The sequence below is a fragment of the Methanoculleus nereidis genome (genome assembly GCF_032944295.1).
GTDB lineage: Archaea > Halobacteriota > Methanomicrobia > Methanomicrobiales > Methanoculleaceae > Methanoculleus > Methanoculleus nereidis.
Genome location: NZ_JABFFQ010000012.1, coordinates 1 through 19,841, shown reverse-complemented (window position 1 = coordinate 19,841; position 19,841 = coordinate 1). Strand labels below are relative to the sequence as shown.

At 64.7% G+C, this 19,841-nt stretch carries 22 protein-coding genes; 10 read left to right on the top strand and 12 right to left on the bottom strand.

The genetic code is table 11. The annotated features are described in order from the left end of the window. Nucleotides 1–3: 3 nt before the first annotated feature. The 10 genes from HL657_RS12050 to HL657_RS12005 form a co-directional block, all read right to left on the bottom strand. Complete coding sequence (locus HL657_RS12050) at nt 4–534, bottom strand: 2-oxoacid:ferredoxin oxidoreductase subunit gamma (RefSeq protein WP_317297062.1); 531 nt, start codon at nt 532–534, stop codon at nt 4–6. Continuing rightward, a complete protein-coding gene (locus HL657_RS12045; protein WP_317297061.1) occupies nt 531–1,319 on the bottom strand; it encodes a thiamine pyrophosphate-dependent enzyme in 789 nt (262 codons plus the stop codon). Before HL657_RS12045 ends, HL657_RS12050 begins: the two co-directional genes overlap by 4 nt. Then, a complete protein-coding gene (locus HL657_RS12040; RefSeq protein WP_317297060.1) occupies nt 1,316–2,416 on the bottom strand; it encodes a 2-oxoacid:acceptor oxidoreductase subunit alpha in 1,101 nt (366 codons plus the stop codon). The genes HL657_RS12045 and HL657_RS12040 overlap by 4 nt, the downstream gene beginning before the upstream one ends. Beyond that, nucleotides 2,413–2,685, bottom strand: a complete 273-nt coding sequence (locus HL657_RS12035; protein ID WP_317297059.1) for a 4Fe-4S dicluster domain-containing protein — start codon at nt 2,683–2,685, stop codon at nt 2,413–2,415. Before HL657_RS12035 ends, HL657_RS12040 begins: the two co-directional genes overlap by 4 nt. Continuing rightward, on the bottom strand, nt 2,682–3,239 hold the full coding sequence (locus HL657_RS12030; protein ID WP_317297058.1) for a FumA C-terminus/TtdB family hydratase beta subunit: 558 nt from the start codon (nt 3,237–3,239) through the stop codon (nt 2,682–2,684). The genes HL657_RS12035 and HL657_RS12030 overlap by 4 nt, the downstream gene beginning before the upstream one ends. Then, nucleotides 3,236–4,075, bottom strand: coding sequence for a fumarate hydratase (locus HL657_RS12025; protein WP_317297057.1), 840 nt, complete (start codon nt 4,073–4,075; stop codon nt 3,236–3,238). Before HL657_RS12025 ends, HL657_RS12030 begins: the two co-directional genes overlap by 4 nt. A gap of 102 nt (nt 4,076–4,177) precedes the next feature. Beyond that, on the bottom strand, nt 4,178–4,690 hold the full coding sequence (locus tag HL657_RS12020; protein ID WP_317297056.1) for a 50S ribosomal protein L16: 513 nt from the start codon (nt 4,688–4,690) through the stop codon (nt 4,178–4,180). 61 nt (nt 4,691–4,751) lie between these two features. After that, nucleotides 4,752–5,513, bottom strand: a complete 762-nt coding sequence (locus tag HL657_RS12015) for an ABC transporter ATP-binding protein (protein WP_317297055.1) — start codon at nt 5,511–5,513, stop codon at nt 4,752–4,754. 1 nt (nt 5,514) lies between these two features. Further along, nucleotides 5,515–6,291 (bottom strand): ABC transporter permease, encoded by a 777-nt coding sequence (locus HL657_RS12010; RefSeq protein WP_317297054.1) that lies wholly within the window; start codon nt 6,289–6,291, stop codon nt 5,515–5,517. A 131-nt stretch (nt 6,292–6,422) separates the two neighbouring features. Next, the gene (locus HL657_RS12005) at nt 6,423–7,403 is read right to left on the bottom strand and encodes an ABC transporter substrate-binding protein (RefSeq protein ID WP_317297053.1); all 981 of its coding nucleotides are present in this window, start codon (nt 7,401–7,403) and stop codon (nt 6,423–6,425) included. Between the two features lie 781 nt (nt 7,404–8,184). Between HL657_RS12005 and argH the strand changes: the two genes are divergently transcribed. The 10 genes from argH to HL657_RS11955 all read left to right on the top strand — a co-directional run bounded on the left by argH (nt 8,185) and on the right by HL657_RS11955 (nt 18,353). Continuing rightward, nucleotides 8,185–9,663: an argininosuccinate lyase gene (argH, locus tag HL657_RS12000; RefSeq protein WP_317297052.1), complete on the top strand. Its 1,479-nt coding sequence runs from the start codon at nt 8,185–8,187 to the stop codon at nt 9,661–9,663. Continuing rightward, nucleotides 9,663–10,895 (top strand): Glu-tRNA(Gln) amidotransferase subunit GatD, encoded by a 1,233-nt coding sequence (gene gatD / locus HL657_RS11995; protein WP_317297051.1) that lies wholly within the window; start codon nt 9,663–9,665, stop codon nt 10,893–10,895. The genes argH and gatD overlap by 1 nt, the downstream gene beginning before the upstream one ends. Next, on the top strand, nt 10,895–12,751 hold the full coding sequence (gene gatE, locus HL657_RS11990) for a Glu-tRNA(Gln) amidotransferase subunit GatE (RefSeq protein ID WP_317297098.1): 1,857 nt from the start codon (nt 10,895–10,897) through the stop codon (nt 12,749–12,751). Before gatD ends, gatE begins: the two co-directional genes overlap by 1 nt. An 86-nt stretch (nt 12,752–12,837) precedes the next feature. Then, nucleotides 12,838–13,140, top strand: a complete 303-nt coding sequence (locus HL657_RS11985; RefSeq protein WP_317297050.1) for a DUF5350 domain-containing protein — start codon at nt 12,838–12,840, stop codon at nt 13,138–13,140. A 55-nt stretch (nt 13,141–13,195) separates the two neighbouring features. Further along, nucleotides 13,196–13,552 (top strand): hypothetical protein, encoded by a 357-nt coding sequence (locus HL657_RS11980; protein ID WP_317297049.1) that lies wholly within the window; start codon nt 13,196–13,198, stop codon nt 13,550–13,552. Continuing rightward, a complete protein-coding gene (locus tag HL657_RS11975; protein WP_317297048.1) occupies nt 13,539–14,066 on the top strand; it encodes a nitroreductase family protein in 528 nt (175 codons plus the stop codon). Before HL657_RS11980 ends, HL657_RS11975 begins: the two co-directional genes overlap by 14 nt. 15 nt (nt 14,067–14,081) lie before the next feature. After that, a complete protein-coding gene (locus HL657_RS11970; RefSeq protein WP_317297047.1) occupies nt 14,082–14,420 on the top strand; it encodes a DUF555 domain-containing protein in 339 nt (112 codons plus the stop codon). Then, complete coding sequence (locus HL657_RS11965) at nt 14,417–15,307, top strand: carbohydrate kinase family protein (protein WP_317297046.1); 891 nt, start codon at nt 14,417–14,419, stop codon at nt 15,305–15,307. Before HL657_RS11970 ends, HL657_RS11965 begins: the two co-directional genes overlap by 4 nt. Nucleotides 15,308–15,390: 83 nt before the next feature. After that, the gene (locus tag HL657_RS11960; RefSeq protein ID WP_317297045.1) at nt 15,391–17,130 is read left to right on the top strand and encodes a DUF2070 family protein; all 1,740 of its coding nucleotides are present in this window, start codon (nt 15,391–15,393) and stop codon (nt 17,128–17,130) included. A 44-nt stretch (nt 17,131–17,174) separates the two neighbouring features. Continuing rightward, the gene (locus HL657_RS11955; RefSeq protein WP_317297044.1) at nt 17,175–18,353 is read left to right on the top strand and encodes an aminotransferase-like domain-containing protein; all 1,179 of its coding nucleotides are present in this window, start codon (nt 17,175–17,177) and stop codon (nt 18,351–18,353) included. A gap of 6 nt (nt 18,354–18,359) precedes the next feature. Here HL657_RS11955 and HL657_RS11950 read toward each other — a convergent pair whose 3' ends face one another. Together HL657_RS11950 and HL657_RS11945 are read right to left on the bottom strand one after the other, a co-directional pair. Further along, nucleotides 18,360–18,989, bottom strand: coding sequence for a hypothetical protein (locus HL657_RS11950; RefSeq protein ID WP_317297043.1), 630 nt, complete (start codon nt 18,987–18,989; stop codon nt 18,360–18,362). A 30-nt stretch (nt 18,990–19,019) separates the two neighbouring features. Then, a complete protein-coding gene (locus HL657_RS11945) occupies nt 19,020–19,496 on the bottom strand; it encodes a cupin domain-containing protein (RefSeq protein WP_317297042.1) in 477 nt (158 codons plus the stop codon). Nucleotides 19,497–19,841: the final 345 nt, after the last annotated feature.

Sequence of the window (19,841 nt, the reverse complement as noted above, 5' to 3'; positions counted from 1 at the left end):
GGTTCACGCTCGTTCTCCGAGTTCGAATCCCCTCTTTAACGCCTTCAGATTCAGTTCCTCGGTGCCTTTCGGGACGCTGTCGAGCACCGCACGCTCGATCGCCTCCCTGCTCACGACCCCGGTTGCGGTCACGAGAGCGCCGATCATCACGATGTTTGCCACGATCTCCCGCCCGAGAGTGCTTTTCGCCTCCGATGTCGCCGGGATCTCGTAGTAGCGGCATTCCGGCCGCGACCGGACCAGGTCGGAGTCGACGAGCATGACTGCGTCCTCCCGGGCCTGAACTCCGTACTTCTCGAACCCCTGCTGGGACATGATGACGAAGATATCCGGTTCGGTCACCTCGGGGTAGAGGATCGGCTCATCGTCGATCACCACCTGCCCCATCGAGGCACCGCCCCGTGCCTCCGGGCCGTAGACCTGGGTCTGGACGGCGTATTTGTCGTCGTAGAGCGCCGCCGCCCGCCCGAGGATGACCGCGGAGAGAAGGACCCCCTGCCCGCCGTATCCCGAGAACCTGACTTCGTGTCTCATGGGCGCACCCCCATCGCCGGCCGGTTCCGCCGGACCAGTTCCCCGACGGTGAAGGCCCCTTCGGGGATTGGTCTCCCTTCCGCGACCAACCGGTCGTGCTTCTGAATGAGCATCGCGTGGCTCCGGAGATGTTCGATCATGTCCGAAACCCGCCGGAGTTTGTTGTGGCGGCCGTAGTTGGTTGGGCACTGGGTTCTCACCTCGATGAAGGAGAGCCCCGGCGTCTGCAGCCCGGCGGCGACGGCCTTCGTGAGTTCCTTGACGTGGTAGGACGTCCAGCGCGCGACGTAGTTCGCGCCTGCGGCGACGGCAAGCTCCGCGAGGTCGAAGGCCGGTTCGCTCATCCCGTAGGGCGTCGTCGTCGAGATGGCTCCTGGTGGGGTCGTCGGGCTTCCCTGCCCGCCGGTCATGCCGTAGATGTGGTTGTTCATGCAGACCACGGTCATGTCCACGTTCCGGCGGCAGGCGTGGATGAAGTGGTTCCCGCCGATGGCGGCAAGGTCGCCGTCTCCCGTGAAGACGACGACGTGCAGGTCCGACCGCGCCATCTTCACCCCGGTGGCGAACGCGAGCGCCCGGCCGTGGGTGGTGTGGAGCGAGTCGGTGAGGATGTAGCCGGGAGCCCGGGAGGAGCACCCGATCCCGGAGATGAAGACCGTCTCGTTCCGTTTCCAGCCCATCTCCTCGACTGCTGCAAGGGTGCAGTTGATGACCGTCCCGTTCCCGCACCCCGTGCAGTAGATGTGCGGCAGACGGTCTTCCCGGAACCAGTCGGGCGCGATCATCGGTACACCCCCAGCGCCCGCACGAGTTCGGCGGGGGTGTGCAGTTCGCCGCCGATCTTCGGGATGGAGATGACCGGTTGGTCCACGTGGCGCTGGACCTCCCGCACCATCTGGCCCATGTTCAGTTCCGGCATCAGGAAGGTTTTGGCGTTTGAAAACTCCTGCAGGGCGAACTCCGGGAACGGCCAGACCACCCGGAGGCGCAGATGGCCGATCGAGTCGTCGGGACGGTCGCGCATCACCTGCTCCACCGTCCGCGACGGCGGGCCGTAGGTGACAAAGACCGTCTCGGCGTCGGGGTTTACGACTTCATAGTCGGCGATCTCGCGGCGTGCCGACTCAACCTTGGCGACCAGCCGCCGCACGAGCCGGTCGTGTGCTTCGGGGTCGGTCGTGTCAGGGTAGCCGCGCTCGTCGTGGGTGAGGCCGGTCACGTGGACGGCCCTTCCCGACCCGAATGGTGCGAACCCGGGTATCCCGTTGTCGCCGGCCTCGAACGGAAGGCTCCCATCCGCGAGCGGGCTTGAGCGTTCGGCCTCGACCGCATCGGGAATGGTCACCCGCTCCCGCATGTGGCCGACGATCTCGTCGGACATCACGAAGGTGGGAACCCGGAACCGGTCGGCGAGGTCGAACGCCTTTGCGGTCAGGTCGAACATCTCCTGGACGGAGTTCGGGGTGACCGCGATGATGCTGTAGTCGCCGTGCGACCCGAACCGGCACTGGAGCATGTCCCCCTGCGCGGCCCGCGTCGGTTGCCCGGTGCTCGGGCCGCCCCGCTGGATGTTGACGATGACGCACGGCGTCTCGGTCATGGCCGCGTAACCGATGTTCTCCATCATCAGGGAGAACCCCGGGCCGCTCGTCGCGGTCATCGCCCGGACCCCTGTCCATGCGGCGCCGATCACCGCGGCGATGCTCGCGAGTTCGTCCTCCATGGAGATGAAGACCCCGCCGGCCTTTGGGAGTTTCCGGGCCATGGCCTCGGCTATCTCAGTCGACGGCGTGATCGGGTAGCCGCCGAAGAACCGGCATCCGGCGGCGAGCGCCCCCTCTGCGCAGGCGGCGTTCCCCTGCATGAACTCAACCCTGCTCAAAACTCCACCTCCACCCGGTGAGGCTCGAACGGCTTCTCCTCGATCCAGGTGATCGCCTGGTCGGGGCAGATCATATGGCAGACCCCGCAGAGCAGCCGGCCGTAGAGGGCCTGCAGCCTGCAGTTCGTGCACCGTTCGGGGCGGTCGAGGACCGGTGCGACGATCCCCCGGCTGTTGAGTTCCGTCCCTTCCTGAAAGATCCCATAGGGACAGACAAGCACGCAGAGATTGCATCCTTTGCAGCGGCTTTCATCGATGACGAGTTTCATGAGACGGTATCCTGTTTGATATTGAATCGCTGGTGAAATTGTGTTTTCGCTTTCTCGCGTACGGCGCGGAAGAGATCGCCGCCGTGGGCATCGATCCCGACCGTCAACGGCAGGTGATCGGCTTCGATAATCCAGACCGCTTCAGCCATGCCGAGGTCTTCGAAATAGACGCCGGATAGATGCATTCGGTCGGCGGCGAGCGCCGCGCACCCCCCCGTGAGCGCGAGGTAGACGGCGCGCCCCCGGAGCTGCTCGACCACTTCCTGCCCCATCCCGCCTTTGCCGATGAGGGCGCGGACGCCCGCGTCGATGAGGAACCCCGAGAGCCTATTCATCCGGGCGGATGTGGTGGGGCCGGCGACGACGAGCCGGCCGTCCTGCACCACCGGGCCGCAGTGGTAGACCGCGGCGCCCCGGGGCTCGAAGGGAATCCCCTCCTCCATCATGCGGAGATGCGCCTCGTCCCGCGCGGTGTAGATCGTCCCGGAGAGGGTGACCCGGTCGCCCGCCCGGAGGTCGAGCACCTCGTCGCCGAGCGGTGTTTTGAGATTCAACGCTTCACCTCCACCGTCGCCCGGCGGGATGCCCAGCACTGCACGTTCACCGCCACCGGAAGGGACGCGGTGTGGCAACCGGCGCGCTTCACCTTCACGCTGAGCGCCGTCGTGTCACCGCCGAGCCCCATCGGCCCGATCCCGAGAGCGTTGACCGCGTCGCAGAGTTCCTGCTCGTAGTCGTCCATGGTATCGACCGGGAGGAGGAGGGCTTCTTTTGCAAGCGCCGCTGCCACATCGAACGTCCCGCCGATCCCGACGCCGAGGATCACGGGTGGGCACGGTTTCCCTCCCGCAAGGAGCATCGTCTCGGCGACGAAGCGGGGGATCTCCGCCGCCTGCGAGGGGAGGAGCATCCCGATTCTCGAAACGTTCTCCGAACCCGCGCCTTTCGGGAGCACGGTTACGGTGAGCCGGTCCCCGGGCGTCACGTGGACCGCAGGCATCCCGGCACCGGTGTTGTCGTTGGTATTCTCCCGGGTAAGGGGGTCGACGACGTTCGGGCGGAGGGGGATCGCGGCCGTCGCCCGGCGCACCCCTTCCCGCACCCCTTCGAAGAGACCGGGCGAGAGCCCGATATCGGGGGGCAGGGTGAGGTAGACCACCGGCACGCCGGTATCCTGGCAGATCGGCACCTGCCGTTCTTCTGCAAGCGCGATGTTCTCGAGAATATTGCCGAGTTCCTGCCGCGCGATCGCGTCCCTCTCGGCTGCCGTCGCCCTCCGGAGCACCGCAAGCACGTCGGGAGGGAGCCGGATTTCGGCCTCTCGAAGAGCCCTCTCGGTAGCGTCTGCCAACGCTCCCGAAATCGTCGTGTCTGCCGGGTTAACCATCATTTATACTGGTGGGAAGGGACTATAAAAACCTATATTCCCACAGGTATCGGATCTGCCGCCCGTGAAATGCTCCTCGCAAAAAAGATGGGAGATGATGTGAATTTACGCTGCCGGTGCCCGCTCTTCAACGATTCTGGCGGGAGTGGGGAGTTTATATGTGCCGCGCTTGAGGGAAGCCTTGGCCTTTTCGGCGTACTGCGGGTTCGTCCAGACGGAGAAGACTTTCTGGCCTTTCTCCACCCGTGCCGCGGTGCCGACGGCTTTCCCGAAGGCGAGACGCATACCTTCCGAGACACGGTCCGCTCCTGCGCCGGTCGCCTGCTTGTTCTCGCGCAGGACGTGGTGCGGGTAGGTCCGGAGTTTCAGGTGGAAGTTTGCTCTCCCTACCTCTTTGACGAGCCGCCTGTTGATCCCGATACGGGCGGCCTCAAGGGCCGTGTGGCGTATCTGGCAGGTCTCGTCGACGATGATGGAGAGTTCGACCGGGTAATTCTCGGTGAGGTTGCCCATATCAAACTGCACGATCTTGCTGCCCGGCACGCCGCCCATGTATTCCCTGCGTGTATATGCTTTCTTTGCGAGATTCCTGTACATCTTCGCTGGTTTTCGTACCATCTTTAAAAACTCCTGCCGATCTTTGAGTGCTTTATAAAATGGAGATTTCCTCTAATAAACCTTACTGGACGTTTTCTGTCTCGTCGATCATCTGGAGCACCCGTCGCCGGACCTCAGCGAAATCGGCGCTGGTGCGATCCCGGGGCCGGGACCAGGGGATCTCGACGACTTCCCGGACCGATCCCGGCCTATGAGAGAGGACGACAATCTTGTCGGAGAGGTAGACCGCCTCGTCGACGCTGTGCGTCACAAAGACGATCGTCTTCTTCGTCTGCTCCCAGAGAGAGAGGAGCTCCTTCTGCATCCGGTTCCGGGTCTGGGCGTCCAGCGCCCCGAACGGTTCGTCCATGAGGAGGACGTCGGGGTCGTTTGCGAGCGCTCGTGCGATCGCCACCCGCTGCCGCATCCCGCCGGAGAGCTCGTAAGGGTAGGCGTCCCGGAACTGGGAGAGGCCGACCATCTCGATGTAGCGGTCTGCGGTCTTCCGGCGCTCCTCCTTGCCGACACCCTTCATCTCGAGGCCGAAGGCGACATTGTCGACCACCCTCCGCCAGGGGAAGAGAGAGTACTCCTGAAAGACCATCCCGCGCTTTGGGTCAGGGCCGGTGACGGCGCGGCCTTCGACGGTGACGCTCCCGGTGGTCGCGGTCTCAAGCCCCGCGATGATCCGTAAGAGCGTCGTCTTCCCGCACCCCGACGGCCCGACGAGGCAGATGAACTCCTCGTCGCCGATCTCAAGGTTGACGTCCTCGAGCGCCTGCGTCACGGTGCCGTCCTCCTTGGGGAAGGCCTTGCCGAGGTTTCGTATCGATACGCCGCTCATATCAGGCCACCTCCCCTGCCCGCCACCGGAGGAGCTGCTTATCGACGTAGTTCCTGAAGATGCGGTCGATGATGAGGCCTGCGAGGCCGAGGATCAGCATGTAGACGACGACGTTGGGCATCTGGTGGAGGTAGTAGTTGTGCCAGAGCTGGTAGCCGAGGCCGTAGTTTGAGACGCCGAACATCTCGGCGGCCACGAGACACATCCACCCGACACCCATGGCGATCCTGATGCCGGAGACGATCCCCGGGATGGCGGCAGGAAGGGCGACGTAGCGGATCAGTTCTAACGAGGTGTCGCAGCCGAGCACCTTGCCCGCCTCGACAAAGACCTTCGGGACGTCCCGGAACGCGGAGTAGGTCGCGGTCAGGATCGGGAAGAAGGCTCCTGCAAATATGACGAAGCCCGCTGCCTGGGTGGTGAGCCCGAACCAGATGATGGCGAACGGGATCCAGGCGAGCGGCGGGATGGGACGGAGGATCTCGATGATCGGGTCAAGGAGGAAGTCCGCGACCCGGAACCATCCCATCAGGATCCCGATGGGGACGCCGAGGAGAAACGCCGCGATGAGCCCGATCCCGAAGTGCTCGAGACTGACCATGGTGTCGGCGAGGAGGGTGCCGGAGCCGAGGAGGTTGATGAATGCGCCGGCGACGTCGGTGACGCTCGGGAGGATGAAAGACCGCCCCACAACGTATTCGGCGATTATCTGCCAGATTACCGCCGTAATGGCGAGCGCTGCAACGCCGAGTAGCCGTTTCTGTGTCTGTCGGTTCATATCTCTATTTCCGCTGCTCGATGGTTACTGCCGGGGCGGATCGTTAGCCTGTCCGCTCCGGGATCTTCTCTCCTATTTCATCGGCATCGCCGTAAATGATACTTTTGGAGAAAAAACGGAGAGGTCCCGGGTTATGCCCGGGCCTTCTCGTAGAACGAGAGGTCGAAGAGGTCGTCCTGGGTCAGGGGTTTGCTGATGTAGCCGAGCTCGTACTGGAGCTCTGTGTACTCGACCACCGAGGTCGTGATGACGTTCGGGTCGGCGGTCCAGGTGCCGTCCCAGTCCTGGAAGGATGCCTTCACGGTCTCGACGTTCTGCCCGGTCTTTGCGGAGTAGATGGATGCAGCCTCGTCCTGGTGTTCGAGGTTGTACTCCGTCGCCCTGATGTGGGTCCGGACGACCTGCTCAACGAGATCGGGGTGGTCGCGGATCAGGGAGCCGCTCGCCACGAGGACGCAGCAGGCGTGGTCTTTCATCATCTCGCCCGACTGAGCCACGACCCTCCCTATGCCCTCCGCTACGATGACGGACGGGGACGGGTGGGGCAGGAAGACACCGTCGACATGGCCGGCGGAGATGGCGGTGGTGGCCTCGCCGGGGCCCATAACCTTGATATCGACGCTTGCTGGGTCGACGCCGTTCTCCTCAAGCCAGGTCCGGAGGACGGTGTCCTGGATGGACCCCGGCGGGAAGGTGGCGATCGTCTTGCCCGCGAGGTCGGCGGGGGTCGAGTATGCGACCCCGTTCCTCAGCACCAGGTCGGAGCCCTGGGTCTGGACCGCGGCGACGATCTTTGCGTCAAGGCCGCTGCTGACGGCCGCGATGAACGGGGCGGAGCCGACGTAGGCGATATCGAGTTCTCCGGCAAGCATCGCCTGCATCTCGGGCGGGCCGGTTTCGAACTGTTTGTCAGTCACCTGCGTGATGCCGAATGGCGCGAGGTCTTCCTGCCACCATCCCTTCTCCATCGCGGTGATGTGGGCGGTCTGGTGGGTGCTCGGCTGGTAGCCGATCCGAAGGTTCGAGACGTCGCCGGTGCCGGTGCACCCGGCGGCGAGGATGAATGCCGCGACGAGGGCCACGGCCAGAAGAGTTGCGGTTAGTGATCTCATCGGTGTCTCTCCATTGTATGTTAATGGTATATGGTTAGTCTTGACGTTGAGGGTATATAGTATTGTCGAAAAATGGGGGATATGTTATACTTTGGTATTACATTGTGCCGATTATTTTTCCTTATTGGATGATATGTGTGGGGTTGGGAGGATGGCCAGGGATTTACTCCCGATATCTGGGTGCCGGGGATGAAGGGCGCACAGCGGGCTGCCGAAGCACTGATGTGGGGAAAGAGCCCCGTGCAGTGGACCGTGGGGGACTGCGCACCTTTGTACCTGCGGTGCTCAAACTCCGTTCCTGAAGGAACGTCGTTCTTCGGTGCTCGAGCTCCTGCCCTTCGGCCAGTCGCCTATCGCCCTTGGGGGTGGGGCTGACGGGGAGGGGGGCTTGCCCCCCTCCCCTGTCTCTGACGCCAACAATGATGTCTTAGATCCGATTGAAGGACCGTTTCCTTCGCCCCCACCCCGCCCGGCCTTCGGCCTCCTCAGTCGCACCTGCGGTGCTCCAACTCCTGCCGTTCCGGCAGTCGTTCCCAGCCCCAAGGGGCGGGGGCAGTGCGTGGCGATATCTGGTGGAAATCCGTGGACGGGCGTTTGTGATCGAACTCAAGTTTGTTTTGTGCGGGCGAGAGCGAGTATGAAATCACCAAAGATCTCTGGATACGACTATCCACTGGGTAGAAGCAGATGCATACCCTCCCCCACTCGTCTCCCTCGCTCGCCCCGTGCGTGGTTTTAATCTCCCCCGCGGCCAAACGGTACAGACAGGACTGTTGATAGAATGCGTTCGGATCAGATTCGGCAGGGCCGTCTCTCCGGCGAGCGTTCCGGCGACCTCGAGCACTTTCTTGCATCGATGGAAGCCGACCGCTGGATTGCGGAGGCGGACCTCCTCGTGGATATGGCGCACCTCCTCGGCCTTCGCCGGCAGGGGATCATCGACGAGGCCCCGGCACGGGCGCTGATGGCGGCGCTCCTCGATCTCTACGACCACGGCCTCCCGGAGGAGGCGTTCGACGAGCGGTTCGAGGACGTCCATGCGGGCAAGGAAGCCTACCTCATCGACCGGGTGGGTGAGGACTTCGGCGGCCGCCTTCACATGGGCCGGTCCCGGAACGACGAGGTTGCCACCTGCATCAGAATTCGGTTAAAAGAGGAACTCATCGCCCTCGTGCGGTCGCTTACCGATCTCAGGGCGACGCTGCTCGAGACTGCCGCCGTGCACACGGAGACGGTGATGCCGGGCTTCACCCACCTCCAGCACGCCCAGCCCACGACGCTGGCCCACTACCTCCTCGCCTACGAGCAGGCCTTCTCCCGCGATACGGCCCGGCTGCGGGAGGCGTATGCCCGGGTGGACGCCTCACCCCTCGGTTCGGCGGCGTTCGCCTCGACCGGCTTCCCCCTTGACCGCGACTACACCGCCCGGCTCCTCGGCTTTTCCCGCCCGGCACCAAACAGCATGGACGCGGTCGCCGCCCGGGACTTCGCAATCGAGGTGCTTGCCGATGCCTCCATCTGCATGACGACAGCGAGCCGCCTCTGCGAGGAACTGGTCCTCTGGAGCACCTCGTTTGTCGGGTTCGTCCGGCTCAACGATGCCTACTGCTCCTCGTCCTCGATCATGCCCCAGAAGAAGAACCCGGATGTGGCGGAGATCATGCGGGCGAAGGCGGGGTCGGTGGCCGGGGAGCTCGCCGCGGCCGTCACGATCATAAAGGGCCTCCCCATGAGTTACAACCGCGACCTCCAGGAACTGACCCCGCATCTCTGGCGGGGCGTGGAGGCCGCACGGCAGAGCATCCCGCTTCTCGCCGGCATGATCGGTTCTGCGGCGTTCGATACGGAACGGATGGCCGCCGAGGCGGGGAGAGGGTTCTCCACCGCGACGGAACTCGCCGACGTCCTCGTCCGGGAGTATGGGCTCCCCTTCCGCACCGCCCACCGGATCGTCGGGCGGGCGGTCAGGCACGGGTCGCTCGACCTCGCCACGCTCGAGGCCGCCGCCCGCGAAGCGGCCGACCTCTCGGTCGTGGAACTCGGCATCACCCAGGAGAAGATCGATGCCGTCCTCGACCCGCGCCACGCCGTCGCGGTCAGGAACATCGTCGGCGGCCCGGCGCCCGCGGCGGTTGCCATTCAGATCGGCGAGCAGAAAGAGCGCCTCTCCCGCGATGCAGCGTGGGCGGAGGAGACGGAATCAGCACTATCGAGCGCATTCGAAGAACTTATCCTTGAAGCACGGAGGTTTGCAGCATAATGGAGAGACTCGAGACCGGTGACCTGGTACGGTACGCAAACGGCGGAACCGCGGTCACCGGCACTTACATCGCCGAACGGGACGGTATGGCCGTCGTCAAACTGGAGAGTGGCTACAACATCGGGACGTCGCTTGAGAAGATCGAGTTCGTCGAGCGTCCGGCCCGGCAGCCGCCGGCAGGTGCGGGTGTCGTCGTTCAAAACACCGACCTCCCGGAACTCGCCATTATATCCACCGGCGGGACGATCGCGAGCAGGGTGGACTACCGGACCGGTGCGGTGATGAGCCAGTTCTCGGCGAGCGACATCCTGCGGGCGATCCCGGAACTCGGGGATATCGCCCGCTACCGCGACCGCCAGATCGCAAGCATTCTCTCCGAGAATATGCAGCCGGCGCTCTGGCGGGAACTCGCCCGGGCGATTTACGACGAGATCCGGGCCGGCGTTGCCGGGGTGATCGTCACCCACGGCACCGACACGATGGCCTACTCGGCCGCGGCGGTCCGGTTCATGCTCAAGACGCCGGTGCCGGTCGTCTTCGTCGGGTCACAGCGGTCCGCCGACCGCCCGAGCTCCGACAACGCCATGAACGCCCTCTGCAGCGCCGCCGCCGCCACCGGCGATCTCGGCGAGGTGGCGGTGGTGATGCACGCGACGACGAACGACGACCGGTGCGCTATTCACCGGGCGACGAGGGTCCGCAAAATGCACACCTCCCGGCGCGATGCATTCCAGAGCATGGGGATGGCGCCGCTCGGCTACGTCGACTACCCCTCGCTCTCCGTCACCCTCTCGGACGAGGCGGTCCGGCGGGGCGCGGAGGAGCCCGAGCTCCATGATGCGCTCGAGGAGCGTTGCGCCCTCATCCACTTCTATCCCGGGATGCCTCCCGCGGTCCTCGACGCCTTCGAGGGCTGCGCGGGCCTGGTCATATCGGGGACTGGGCTCGGGCACGTGGCGACGGCGTGGATCCCGAAGATCCGGGAGATGGTCGAGGACGGGACGACCGTCGTCATGACGTCGCAGTGCCTGCACGGCCGGGTCTGCGACCGGGTCTACAATACGGGAAGGGACCTTCTTTCGGCCGGCGTCATCGAGGGCGAGGATATGCTGCCTGAAGCGGCGCTCGTGAAGCTGATGTGGGTGCTCGGGAACGAACCGGACCCCGAACGGGCAGGAGTGCTGATGCAGACCGATCTTCGAGGCGAGATCCGGCGGAGGTCGATCCCATGATGGATTACGAGAAACTCGGCCTCAAAGCTGGCATCGAGATCCACCAGCAGCTCGACACCGCCGAGAAGCTCTTCTGCCGGTGCCCGACCTGCCTCCGGGACACCAGCGAGCGGACCGGGGAGTTTTACCGCTACCTCCGGGCGACGGAGAGCGAGCTTGGAGAGATCGACCGTGCGGCGCGGGAGGAGATGAAACTCGTCCGGAAGTTCTGCTACTACACCTACGACACGGTCTGCCTGGTAGAGCACGACGAGGAGCCCCCGGCCCCGATGAACCCCGAAGCGCTCGAGGTCTGCCTCACGATAGCAAAGATGCTCGGCATGACCCCCGCCGAGCAGGTTCACACGATGAGGAAGCTTGTCATCGACGGCTCGAACACCAGCGGGTTCCAGCGGACGGCGCTCGTCGCGCTCTCCGGCGCCCTCCCCGACGGGTGCCGGATCGAGACGCTCTGCCTCGAGGAGGAGGCGGCGCAACGGATCGAAGACGAAACCTTCTCCCTCGACCGCCTGGGAATTCCGCTTATCGAGATCACCACCGCACCCTGCATGCACACCCCCGAGGCCGTCCAGGAGGTCGCGGCGCACATCGGGATGGTGCTGCGCTCGACCGGCCGGGTGAAACGCGGGCTCGGAACCATCCGGCAGGACATCAACGTCTCCATCGCCGACGGTGCCCGTGTGGAGATCAAGGGCGTCCAGGACCTCGACCTCATCGCTGAGGTGGTGCGGCGCGAGGTCGAGCGGCAGGTTAACCTCCTTGCCATCCGCGATGCCTTACGGGCGCGCGGCGCCCGGGTGGACCATACCGTGATCGACGTCACCGCCCTCTTTGCCGGGACGGCGTCCTCTATCCTGAAGAAGGCGAAATCCATCCTCGCGGTCCGGCTCTGCGGGTTTGCGGGGCTCGTCGGGCAGGAGATCCAGCCCGGCCGGCGTCTCGGGAGCGAGATGTCGGACTACGCGAAGAAGTGCGGCGTCGGCGGGATCTTCCATACCGACGAGCTCCCTGCCTACGGTGTCACGGCAGAAGAGGTGGCGCACCTGCGCGAGTTCGTCGGTGCCGCAGAAGAGGACTGCGTCGTTATCGTGGCTGCCGGGAGAGAGCGTGCCGGATGTGCGGCCGAGCAGGTGATGATCCGCGCGGAGATGGCCCTCTCCGGTGTTCCTGAAGAGACCCGGAAGATGCTCGAGGAAGGGAGCACGGCCTACATGCGTCCGCTCCCGGGAGCGGCCCGGATGTATCCCGAGACCGACGTCTTTGAGGTCACGATCGACGAGGCGCTCTGGGAGAGCATCAAGGTCCCCGAACTTCTCACCGGCCGGGCGGAGCGGTTCGTCCGGGAATTCGGGCTCGATGAAGGGCTGGCACGACAGGTGGCGTTCTCCGAGCGATTGGCGCTCTTCGAGAAGGCGGTTGCCGCCGGTGTCCGCCCCACCCTTGCGGCCCGGACGCTCCTTGCCACCTGCCGGGAGCTCGCCCGCGACGGTGTCGACGTCACCCGGGTGAGCGAGGAGGAGATCCTTGCCCTTCTCGCGGCGGTCGAGGCCGGCCGTGCCGCGAAGGAGGCGATCCCCGACCACCTCACCGAACTCGCGCGGACGGCGGGCGGCGCCGGGACGCCTGAAGAACGGGTGGACGCGGCCATCGAGAAGATGGGGCCTGCCGTCTCGCAGGCGGACGTGGAGGCGATCGTCCGGCGTATCGTGGCCGAGCGCGAGGCGTTCGCCCGCGAGAAGGGCATGGGCGCGCTCGGTCCCCTGATGGGCGTCGTCATGCAGGAACTCCGGGGGAGCGTGGACGGAAAGGTCATTAGCGAGACCCTCCGGCGCGAGCTCAAGCGGTTGCTCTCCTGATCGCGGGCACGCTCGCTCCCGGACCCGGGTATACCCCGGGTTACTTTTATCTCCGGATCGGTTCATAAATATAAAGGAGTTTTATCATGGGAAAGACAGGAAGTGTCCAGTGGGCCCAGGTTAAGGGCGTGAAGGGGCAGATACGGCTCGTCCCTGCAAGTGAAGGCGAAGTGAAGAAACCCGGCCCGAACCAGCGGTTCAAGTCTATGGCTGCTATCCAGAGGCGGGCGAGCAGGGAAGGCCAGGACCAGCGGCGCGGCGGACGCGGCGGACGCGGCGGTCGGGGTGGACGCAGAGGCGGAGGCGCTCCAACGATGGACGTTCGGGTACGCCGGAGTGTGCGGCGCTCCAAGGCGTCGGCTCTTGGGACCAAGCAGAAATCGAGATAAGCCGTCTCCCCTTCTCTTTCAATACTTTTTATACTAGCGAGTTCCAGTATGTGGTATGGATCTCAAATCCGCCATCAGGACCTATCAGTTTGCCGAAAGGGCGAAATCCGAACTGATCGTCGGGTCACAGCTGACGACAGCCCTGATCCAGTTCCCGCTCCAGGAGAAGCCCGGCGGAAAGCGGATGCTTGTGATGGTGCTCGAGTCAATCCGCTCGGAGCTTGAGTTTGCCTACGGCGATACGGAACTTCGTGAGTTCAAGACGGCCATTGATCATCTCAACGAGGCGATCAGCCTGACCGAGAGCATGGAACTGGGTGCCGCGTCGGAGCGAATGAGCAGAGCCGTCAGTGCCGTCACGACTGCGGCCCAGGCTGCATGGGATACGCTCAAAGAGCATGAACTCCTCTGACCTTCTTCGCTTTCTAAAAGCACGGTCGTCGGTTCGGGAGTACTCTGGAGAGCCGCTTGATCAGGAGGATATCGATTACATCCTTGCCTGCGCGAGCACGGCGCCGAGCGCCGGCAACCGTGAGGCCTGGGACGTCGTCATCGTCACCGACGACGATATCAGACTGGAACTTGCGTCCGCGGCCTTTGAGCAGGTGCATATCCGGGAGACGCCGGCGGTCTTCGTGGTCTGCGCGAACTACGTCCGGTCGATGTCGCATTACGGAGAGCGCGGTATCCTCTACGCGCTCGAGGACGCTACGATCGTCTGCACCTACATGATGCTCGCCGCCCATGTGCGGGGACTGCACTCGTGCTGGACCGGAGCGTTCGACGAAGACGAGGTCCGCGAGGTCCTCGGCCTCCCGCCGCATCTCCGTCCCGTCGCGCTTCTTGCGGTTGGGAAGGGGACGCCGTCGTTCGAGCCCATGGAGCGGATGCCTGTGGACGAGCATGTACACCGCGAGACCTGGTAGGATTTTGGAGAGATTATGCCGGATTATTTGGTTACGCTTGAATCAGCGTGGATAATTAAAGACGTCAAGTCGATGGATGACGCGGTGAGCATCGCGATCAGCGAGGCCGGGAAACGGCTCAACCCCTCGGCGAAGTTCGTGGAGATCGAGGCGGGTATGATCGCCTGCCCCTACTGCGAAGGCGAATTGAATACGGCCCTCGTCGTGGCGAACACCGCCCTCGTCGGGCTCGTGCTGCAGATGAAGGTCTTCCGTGCGGAGTCCAGCGAACACGCGGCCAGGATAGCGAAGTCGGTTGTCGGAAAGGCGCTGCACGACGTCCCGTTAAAGATCCAGGAAGTGCAGGAGTTATGATCGCCGTCGTCGGGCATACCGCCATCGATCACCTCTTCCGGGTGCCGAAGCTCCCGGGGAGGCACAACTCGACCTATATCACCGATCACGCGGTCTACTTCGGCGGCGGAGCGGCGAACATAGCGGCTGGGATTGCGACGCTCGGAGAGCGGTGCCGGCTGGTCTCTCTGGTCGGCGGCGATTTCCCGGGCAGCGACTACGACCTCTGGATGCACGACCTCGAGATCGTGCAGGACTTCACCCTGGTAAAAGATGCCCGCACCGCGACCGCGTACGTCTTCACGGACGACGACGGCGACCAGGAGACCTTCTTCGAGTGGGGTGCGTCCGCCGAGTTCTCCCGGGCGGAAGTTCCCGCTCTCGACTTCGTCCACATGGCGACGGCCGACCCCGACTTCAACGTCCGGGTGGCCCAGAAGAGCAAATTCGCTTCCTTCGACCCGGGGCAGGACCTCCTCCGCTACACCCGTGATCAACTCGAGATCATCCTCGCGAACATCGATATCCTCTTCTCGAACAACCACGAGATGGACCGGATGTGTGATATACTGGGGCTCGAACGCCCGGCGCTCGTCGCGTCGATCCCGATGACGGTCACGACCCGGGGGGCGGAGGGGAGCCTCCTCAGCATCGACGGCGAGGAGTACCCCGTCCCGGCCGTCACTGTCACGGCCGTCGATCCCACCGGCGCCGGCGACGGTTACCGTGCCGGGTTCCTCACCGCATTCCGAAAGGGCTACGCCCCGCTCGACTGCTGCCGTGTGGGGGCGGTGGTCTCGTCCTTCGTCGTAGAGAGGATGGGCACCCAGACGAACCTTCCCGACTGGGAACGGATGCTTGCACGCTACCGGAAGGTCTTTGGTGAGCCCGGGGAAATTATTGTCTGAATTATGGGGTGCACAGCGCTGACCGCCGGCCTGAAGGTGCCGGCTTCTGCTCCCGGCCCGAGAGCGGCACCCGGGAGCGCCTGATGGAGTCCGGCCCCGACGTCCGCGTTGAGCGGCTCACCCGGTACATCTTTTCCGCCCCGTCCTGGCCGCGGTCGCTTGCAATCCTTGTCGTGCTCGGGTTCTTCATCGATGCTGCTACCTACCGGGCCGGCAACGAACTCTTCCTCGCCGGTACTCTCGGGTTCTCGGTCCCGGCACTGATTGCCTTCCTGCTGACCGTACCGCTGGTGGGGATCTCCGGCCGGCATATCACCTGGAACCGATCGGCCCTCCTCGCCCTGACCTGCACGGTTCTCTCGGTGATCCTGAGCCTTTCGCCGATCCTGGTCTTCGGCCGTGACATCTTCCCCGCGCTCTATGCGGGTGCTCTCGGCCTGGTCTTCGGCCTCCGGCTGCTGGTCCTTGTAGCCGTCGCCGACTACCGGATCGGCCGAATGGTCCTCCCCGCGTTCCTCCAGAGCGCGGCCGGAATAGCGGTCGGTGCCTGGTACTTCACGCCCGGGTTCGTCCCCTACGCCCTCCTCCTCCAGGGGGTTTTCGGGCTGGGTTTCGTCTCCCTGATCTGGCTGATCGAGCGGCCGCTGAAGCGGGCGTTCCAGATCAGCGGGCTCAACTTCCTCAACACCTTCATCGCCCACCTGACTGACGGCTCGAAGAAGATGGAGGACTTCTTCCGCGAGATCGGCGAGGAGGTTTACGTCCCGCAGGTCTCGCTCTTCTTCTCCCGCGACTCGGGGGAGGATGTCCTCTTCACGGTCCCGAACGTCCATCCCGGGCCGATGGGCGACGTCGGCGGCGGGAATCTCCCCTGGCTCCTCCACGACACGTTTCCCGAGGAGACGCTGGTCGCCCACGGGTGCGCCACCCACGACTTCAACCTGGTCTCGGAGAGCGAGATAGGAAAGATCGCCTGTGCCGTCGAGGCGTCCCGGAAGGGGCTGACCTTCTCCGGCACGGCGAGCCGCCCGGTCCGGGTGGCCTCCGGTTCGGTCTCGATCCTCTGCCAGCGGTTCGGGGACGCCCTCCTGATGGTGAGCACCCGGTCTCCGGAGCGGACGGAGGACCTCGACTACTCGATCGGGATGGCGATCATGGCGGAGGGGCGGGGCTCTTTCTCGGAGGTCGCCTTCGTGGACGCCCATAACTGCATGACCAGCGTGGGTTCCCCGGTCCTCCCGGCGACGCGGATCGCGACGGAGTACATCGCCGCCGCACGGGAGGGGTTCCGGGCCGCTCGCGATCTCCCCGTGGAACCGCTCGCGGTCGGGGTCTCCCACGTCCGGGTCCCGTTCTCCCGCGAGCAGGGGTTCGGGTCGCTCGGGGTGCAGGTGCTGGCGACGGAGGTCGGCGGGAAGCGGGCGGCCTACGTCCTGATCGACGGTAACAACATGGCCCGGGGCGTCCGTGAGGACCTGCTCGCGGTGGTGCTCGACCACGTGGACGAGGCCGAGATCATGACCACCGACTCGCACACGGTGAACACCGTCAGCGGCAAGAACCCGGTCGGCTACGTGGTGCCGGTCAGGGAGATCGTCCCGTACGTCGAGCAGGCGGTCCGTGAGGCGGTCGCCGACCTCTCGGGGGCCCGGGTGGGGGCGGCGGCGGCCTCGTGCGACGGGATCGTCGTCTTCGGGTCGCAGCGGGTCTCGCAGCTCGCGAGCACCGTCAACGCGATGCTCGCGTTCATCGCCCCGATCAGTTTCATGATCCTCGTGCTCGCGTTCCTGCTCTCGGTCTTCGCCTACATCGCGCTCCAGTAGGGAGACACCCGGCATTTTTTCTTCCGGCGCGCTCAATACTCATCATGAACTACCGGTTTTCTTCCCGGATGAGGCGGGTCCCGGAGTCGTTCCTCAAAGAGCTCTTCCGCGTCTCGGCGGTCCCCGGGGTGATATCGTTTGCAGGAGGCCTGCCGGGCTCGGCTTACATCGATGTTACGGGGATCCAGGAAGCGGCCCGCGAGGTCTTCGCCGAAGAGGGGCAGACGGCGCTACAGTACACAACGACGGATGGCTACCTGCCGCTCCGGGAGTTCATCGCCGACCGTTACCGGAGAAGGCTCGGCCTCCCGGCGACCCCTGAGGAGATCCAGATCGTGAACGGTTCGCAGCAGTGCCTGGACCTCGTCGCGAAGATCTTCCTCGATCCCGGCGACGCCGTCGGGATGGAGCGGCCCGGCTACCTCGGCGCGATCGAGGCCTTCTCCCTCTACGAGCCCGACTTCTATTCGGTTCCGCTCGAGGAGGACGGGCCTGAGCTCGCGGTGTTTGCGACGCTCGTCCGGGACCATGATCTGAAGTTCTTCTACGGCATCCCGAACTCGCAGAACCCTTCGGGGAGGACCTACTCGCAGGAGAAGCGGCGGGCCGTCGCGGAGATCCTCGAGGGGACGGATACGGTCTTTTACGAGGACGATGCTTTTGGGGAACTCTTCTTCGACGGGAAGTCGCGACTGCCGGTGAAACGTTACCTCCCGGACCAGACGGTCATGTCGGGTTCGTTCTCGAAGATCGTCGCCCCGGGGATGCGGATCGGCTGGATATACGCGCCTGCGCCGGTCCTCCGTGAGTTCAACGTCGCGAAGCAGGCGGCCGACCTCCACTCGAACTTCCTCTGCCAGGTGATCCTGCACCGCTACCTCTCGACCCACGATCTCGACGCCCACGTCGCCCGGGTCTCTGCGATCTACGGCAGGCACTGCCGGCTGATCTGCGACCTCCTCGACGACCTGATGCCCCCGGGCACGACCCACACCAGCCCCGAGGGCGGGATGTTCATGACGGCGGCCCTGCCGGACGGCGTCTCGTCGATGGAGGTCTTTTGCGAGGGCGTCAAAGAAGGCGTCGCGGTCCTTCCCGGTGTGCCGTTCTACGTCGGCGGCGGCGGGGAGGATACGATCCGGCTGAACTTCTCGGCGGCGGGCGAGGAGGAGATCGCGGAGGGGATGCACCGGCTGGCGAGGGTGGTGCGGCGGCTGGCGTGAGAACGGCTACCGGCGTTTCGTCATACTCCACGCCACGAGCCAGCACCCGACCATGACGAGCAGCCCGTGGGCGATCCGGACCGCCGGAGGGGTGAAGAACTGCGGGAGGAAGAGCGCGAAGCCGAGCGCGAGCGGGATGCCGCTCCATCGGGGGAGGGTGCCCGAGCGCCAGATCGCGGCTGCGAAGAGGATGGCCCCGGCCGCAAGAGCGAGGAGGCCCGCACCGAAGAGCCAGACGCCTTCCCCGAACCGGATCGCGTCCGTGAGCGCGAGGAGGAGATCGACGCTGTTCTGCTCGATCGCCTCACGGCCTACGGCGGCGAGCGCAAAGGTCTCGGCCCCGTAGTAGGGCAGGGTCAGCCCGACGCCGGCCCAGGTCAGGACGAGCGCTGCGAGAGCCCGGGGTTCGGCCTTTGTCTCGCGCAGGATGCCGTAGAGGCTGAGCAGCCCGAGCACGAGCAGGATGAACCCCACTATGGCGAGCGTGTGCGAGAGGATCCAGGCGGGGGAGGCGAATGCCCCGGCGCCGGCGAGGGACGCTTCATCGGTGTACGGCCGGATCGCGGGGTACGCGAAGAAGCAGGCGCCTGCAACCGCGAGCGAGAGCGCCGCGAGATGGATTCTGGTTCGAGTCATCGGTCTCTCCGGGTTTGTATCGATATCCGGTTATCCGGGCAGGCAGGGCGAGCCGGAGTTTGAGCGCCGCTCAACCTGCACGAGCATCAGCACCGCGGGCCCGCCACCTACGGTTCCCGACCGGTGGCCCCTCTTCCCCTCTTCGTCGGGCCTGGTCTTCTGGTCGTTCCCGAATGAGAGTTCCCCCGGCCCCATCTCCACGCGCGTGCCGTCCATGGTCTCGACGAACCAGCGGCCCGAGAGCGGCACGATCCACTGCGGCTCCGGGTTCTCGTGCCACTCCCCCACCCAGCCCGCGGGGAGGACGAGGACGATGACGCGGGCTGCCGGGCCGCCGGGCCTCCCGATCCACGACGGGGCGGCACCGCTTGATACGCTTGCAAACTGAAAGTCGCTCATCCGGCAGCGGTCCTGGCGGCTCACGCCGTTCTCGTCGGTCCAGACATGCCAGTAGGGGACTTCGGGACTGTCCGGGCCGCTATTCTGCGATTTACGATCTGCTTCCATTCTGCCCTCTGTTATTTCGGGATCTCTCTGAACGCATAACGATATCGTGCGCAGATTCGGTCCCGGCCTCAAATATCTTTTGGCACCTGCATGCAAACCCGGGCGGCCGGATGCAGGACAGGCGCTGGTCGGGGAGTTCCGGCAGCTGCTTTGAAATAGTGCAGCGTTCGTGAAGGGTTGCCATGGAACCTGAGTCACGTCGAACGGCCGGCATACTCCGGTAACGTCTCAGATCTTCTGTAATTTGTCTGAGCCCTGTCTCCTTGCCTGATCATTCCCTCTCCATGGTCAAATACCTTCTGCCGGTAACCCACTCCTCGTTGATGTCCATCAGGATGGATCCGA

Coding starts and splice junctions, on each gene's coding strand:
- HL657_RS12015 (WP_317297055.1), bottom strand. CDS start 5,513: ATGAGCGGCGTATCGATACGAAACCTCGGCAAGGCCTTCCCCAAGGAG.
- HL657_RS12050 (WP_317297062.1), bottom strand. CDS start 534: ATGAGACACGAAGTCAGGTTCTCGGGATACGGCGGGCAGGGGGTCCTT.
- HL657_RS12035 (WP_317297059.1), bottom strand. CDS start 2,685: ATGAAACTCGTCATCGATGAAAGCCGCTGCAAAGGATGCAATCTCTGC.
- HL657_RS11980 (WP_317297049.1), top strand. CDS start 13,196: ATGGATCTCAAATCCGCCATCAGGACCTATCAGTTTGCCGAAAGGGCG.
- HL657_RS12020 (WP_317297056.1), bottom strand. CDS start 4,690: ATGGTACGAAAACCAGCGAAGATGTACAGGAATCTCGCAAAGAAAGCA.
- HL657_RS11975 (WP_317297048.1), top strand. CDS start 13,539: ATGAACTCCTCTGACCTTCTTCGCTTTCTAAAAGCACGGTCGTCGGTT.
- gatD (WP_317297051.1), top strand. CDS start 9,663: ATGGAGAGACTCGAGACCGGTGACCTGGTACGGTACGCAAACGGCGGA.
- HL657_RS11970 (WP_317297047.1), top strand. CDS start 14,082: ATGCCGGATTATTTGGTTACGCTTGAATCAGCGTGGATAATTAAAGAC.
- HL657_RS11945 (WP_317297042.1), bottom strand. CDS start 19,496: ATGGAAGCAGATCGTAAATCGCAGAATAGCGGCCCGGACAGTCCCGAA.
- argH (WP_317297052.1), top strand. CDS start 8,185: ATGCGTTCGGATCAGATTCGGCAGGGCCGTCTCTCCGGCGAGCGTTCC.
- HL657_RS11985 (WP_317297050.1), top strand. CDS start 12,838: ATGGGAAAGACAGGAAGTGTCCAGTGGGCCCAGGTTAAGGGCGTGAAG.
- HL657_RS12025 (WP_317297057.1), bottom strand. CDS start 4,075: ATGATGGTTAACCCGGCAGACACGACGATTTCGGGAGCGTTGGCAGAC.
- HL657_RS11965 (WP_317297046.1), top strand. CDS start 14,417: ATGATCGCCGTCGTCGGGCATACCGCCATCGATCACCTCTTCCGGGTG.
- gatE (WP_317297098.1), top strand. CDS start 10,895: ATGGATTACGAGAAACTCGGCCTCAAAGCTGGCATCGAGATCCACCAG.
- HL657_RS12045 (WP_317297061.1), bottom strand. CDS start 1,319: ATGATCGCGCCCGACTGGTTCCGGGAAGACCGTCTGCCGCACATCTAC.
- HL657_RS11960 (WP_317297045.1), top strand. CDS start 15,391: ATGGAGTCCGGCCCCGACGTCCGCGTTGAGCGGCTCACCCGGTACATC.
- HL657_RS11950 (WP_317297043.1), bottom strand. CDS start 18,989: ATGACTCGAACCAGAATCCATCTCGCGGCGCTCTCGCTCGCGGTTGCA.
- HL657_RS12005 (WP_317297053.1), bottom strand. CDS start 7,403: ATGAGATCACTAACCGCAACTCTTCTGGCCGTGGCCCTCGTCGCGGCA.
- HL657_RS12010 (WP_317297054.1), bottom strand. CDS start 6,291: ATGAACCGACAGACACAGAAACGGCTACTCGGCGTTGCAGCGCTCGCC.
- HL657_RS11955 (WP_317297044.1), top strand. CDS start 17,175: ATGAACTACCGGTTTTCTTCCCGGATGAGGCGGGTCCCGGAGTCGTTC.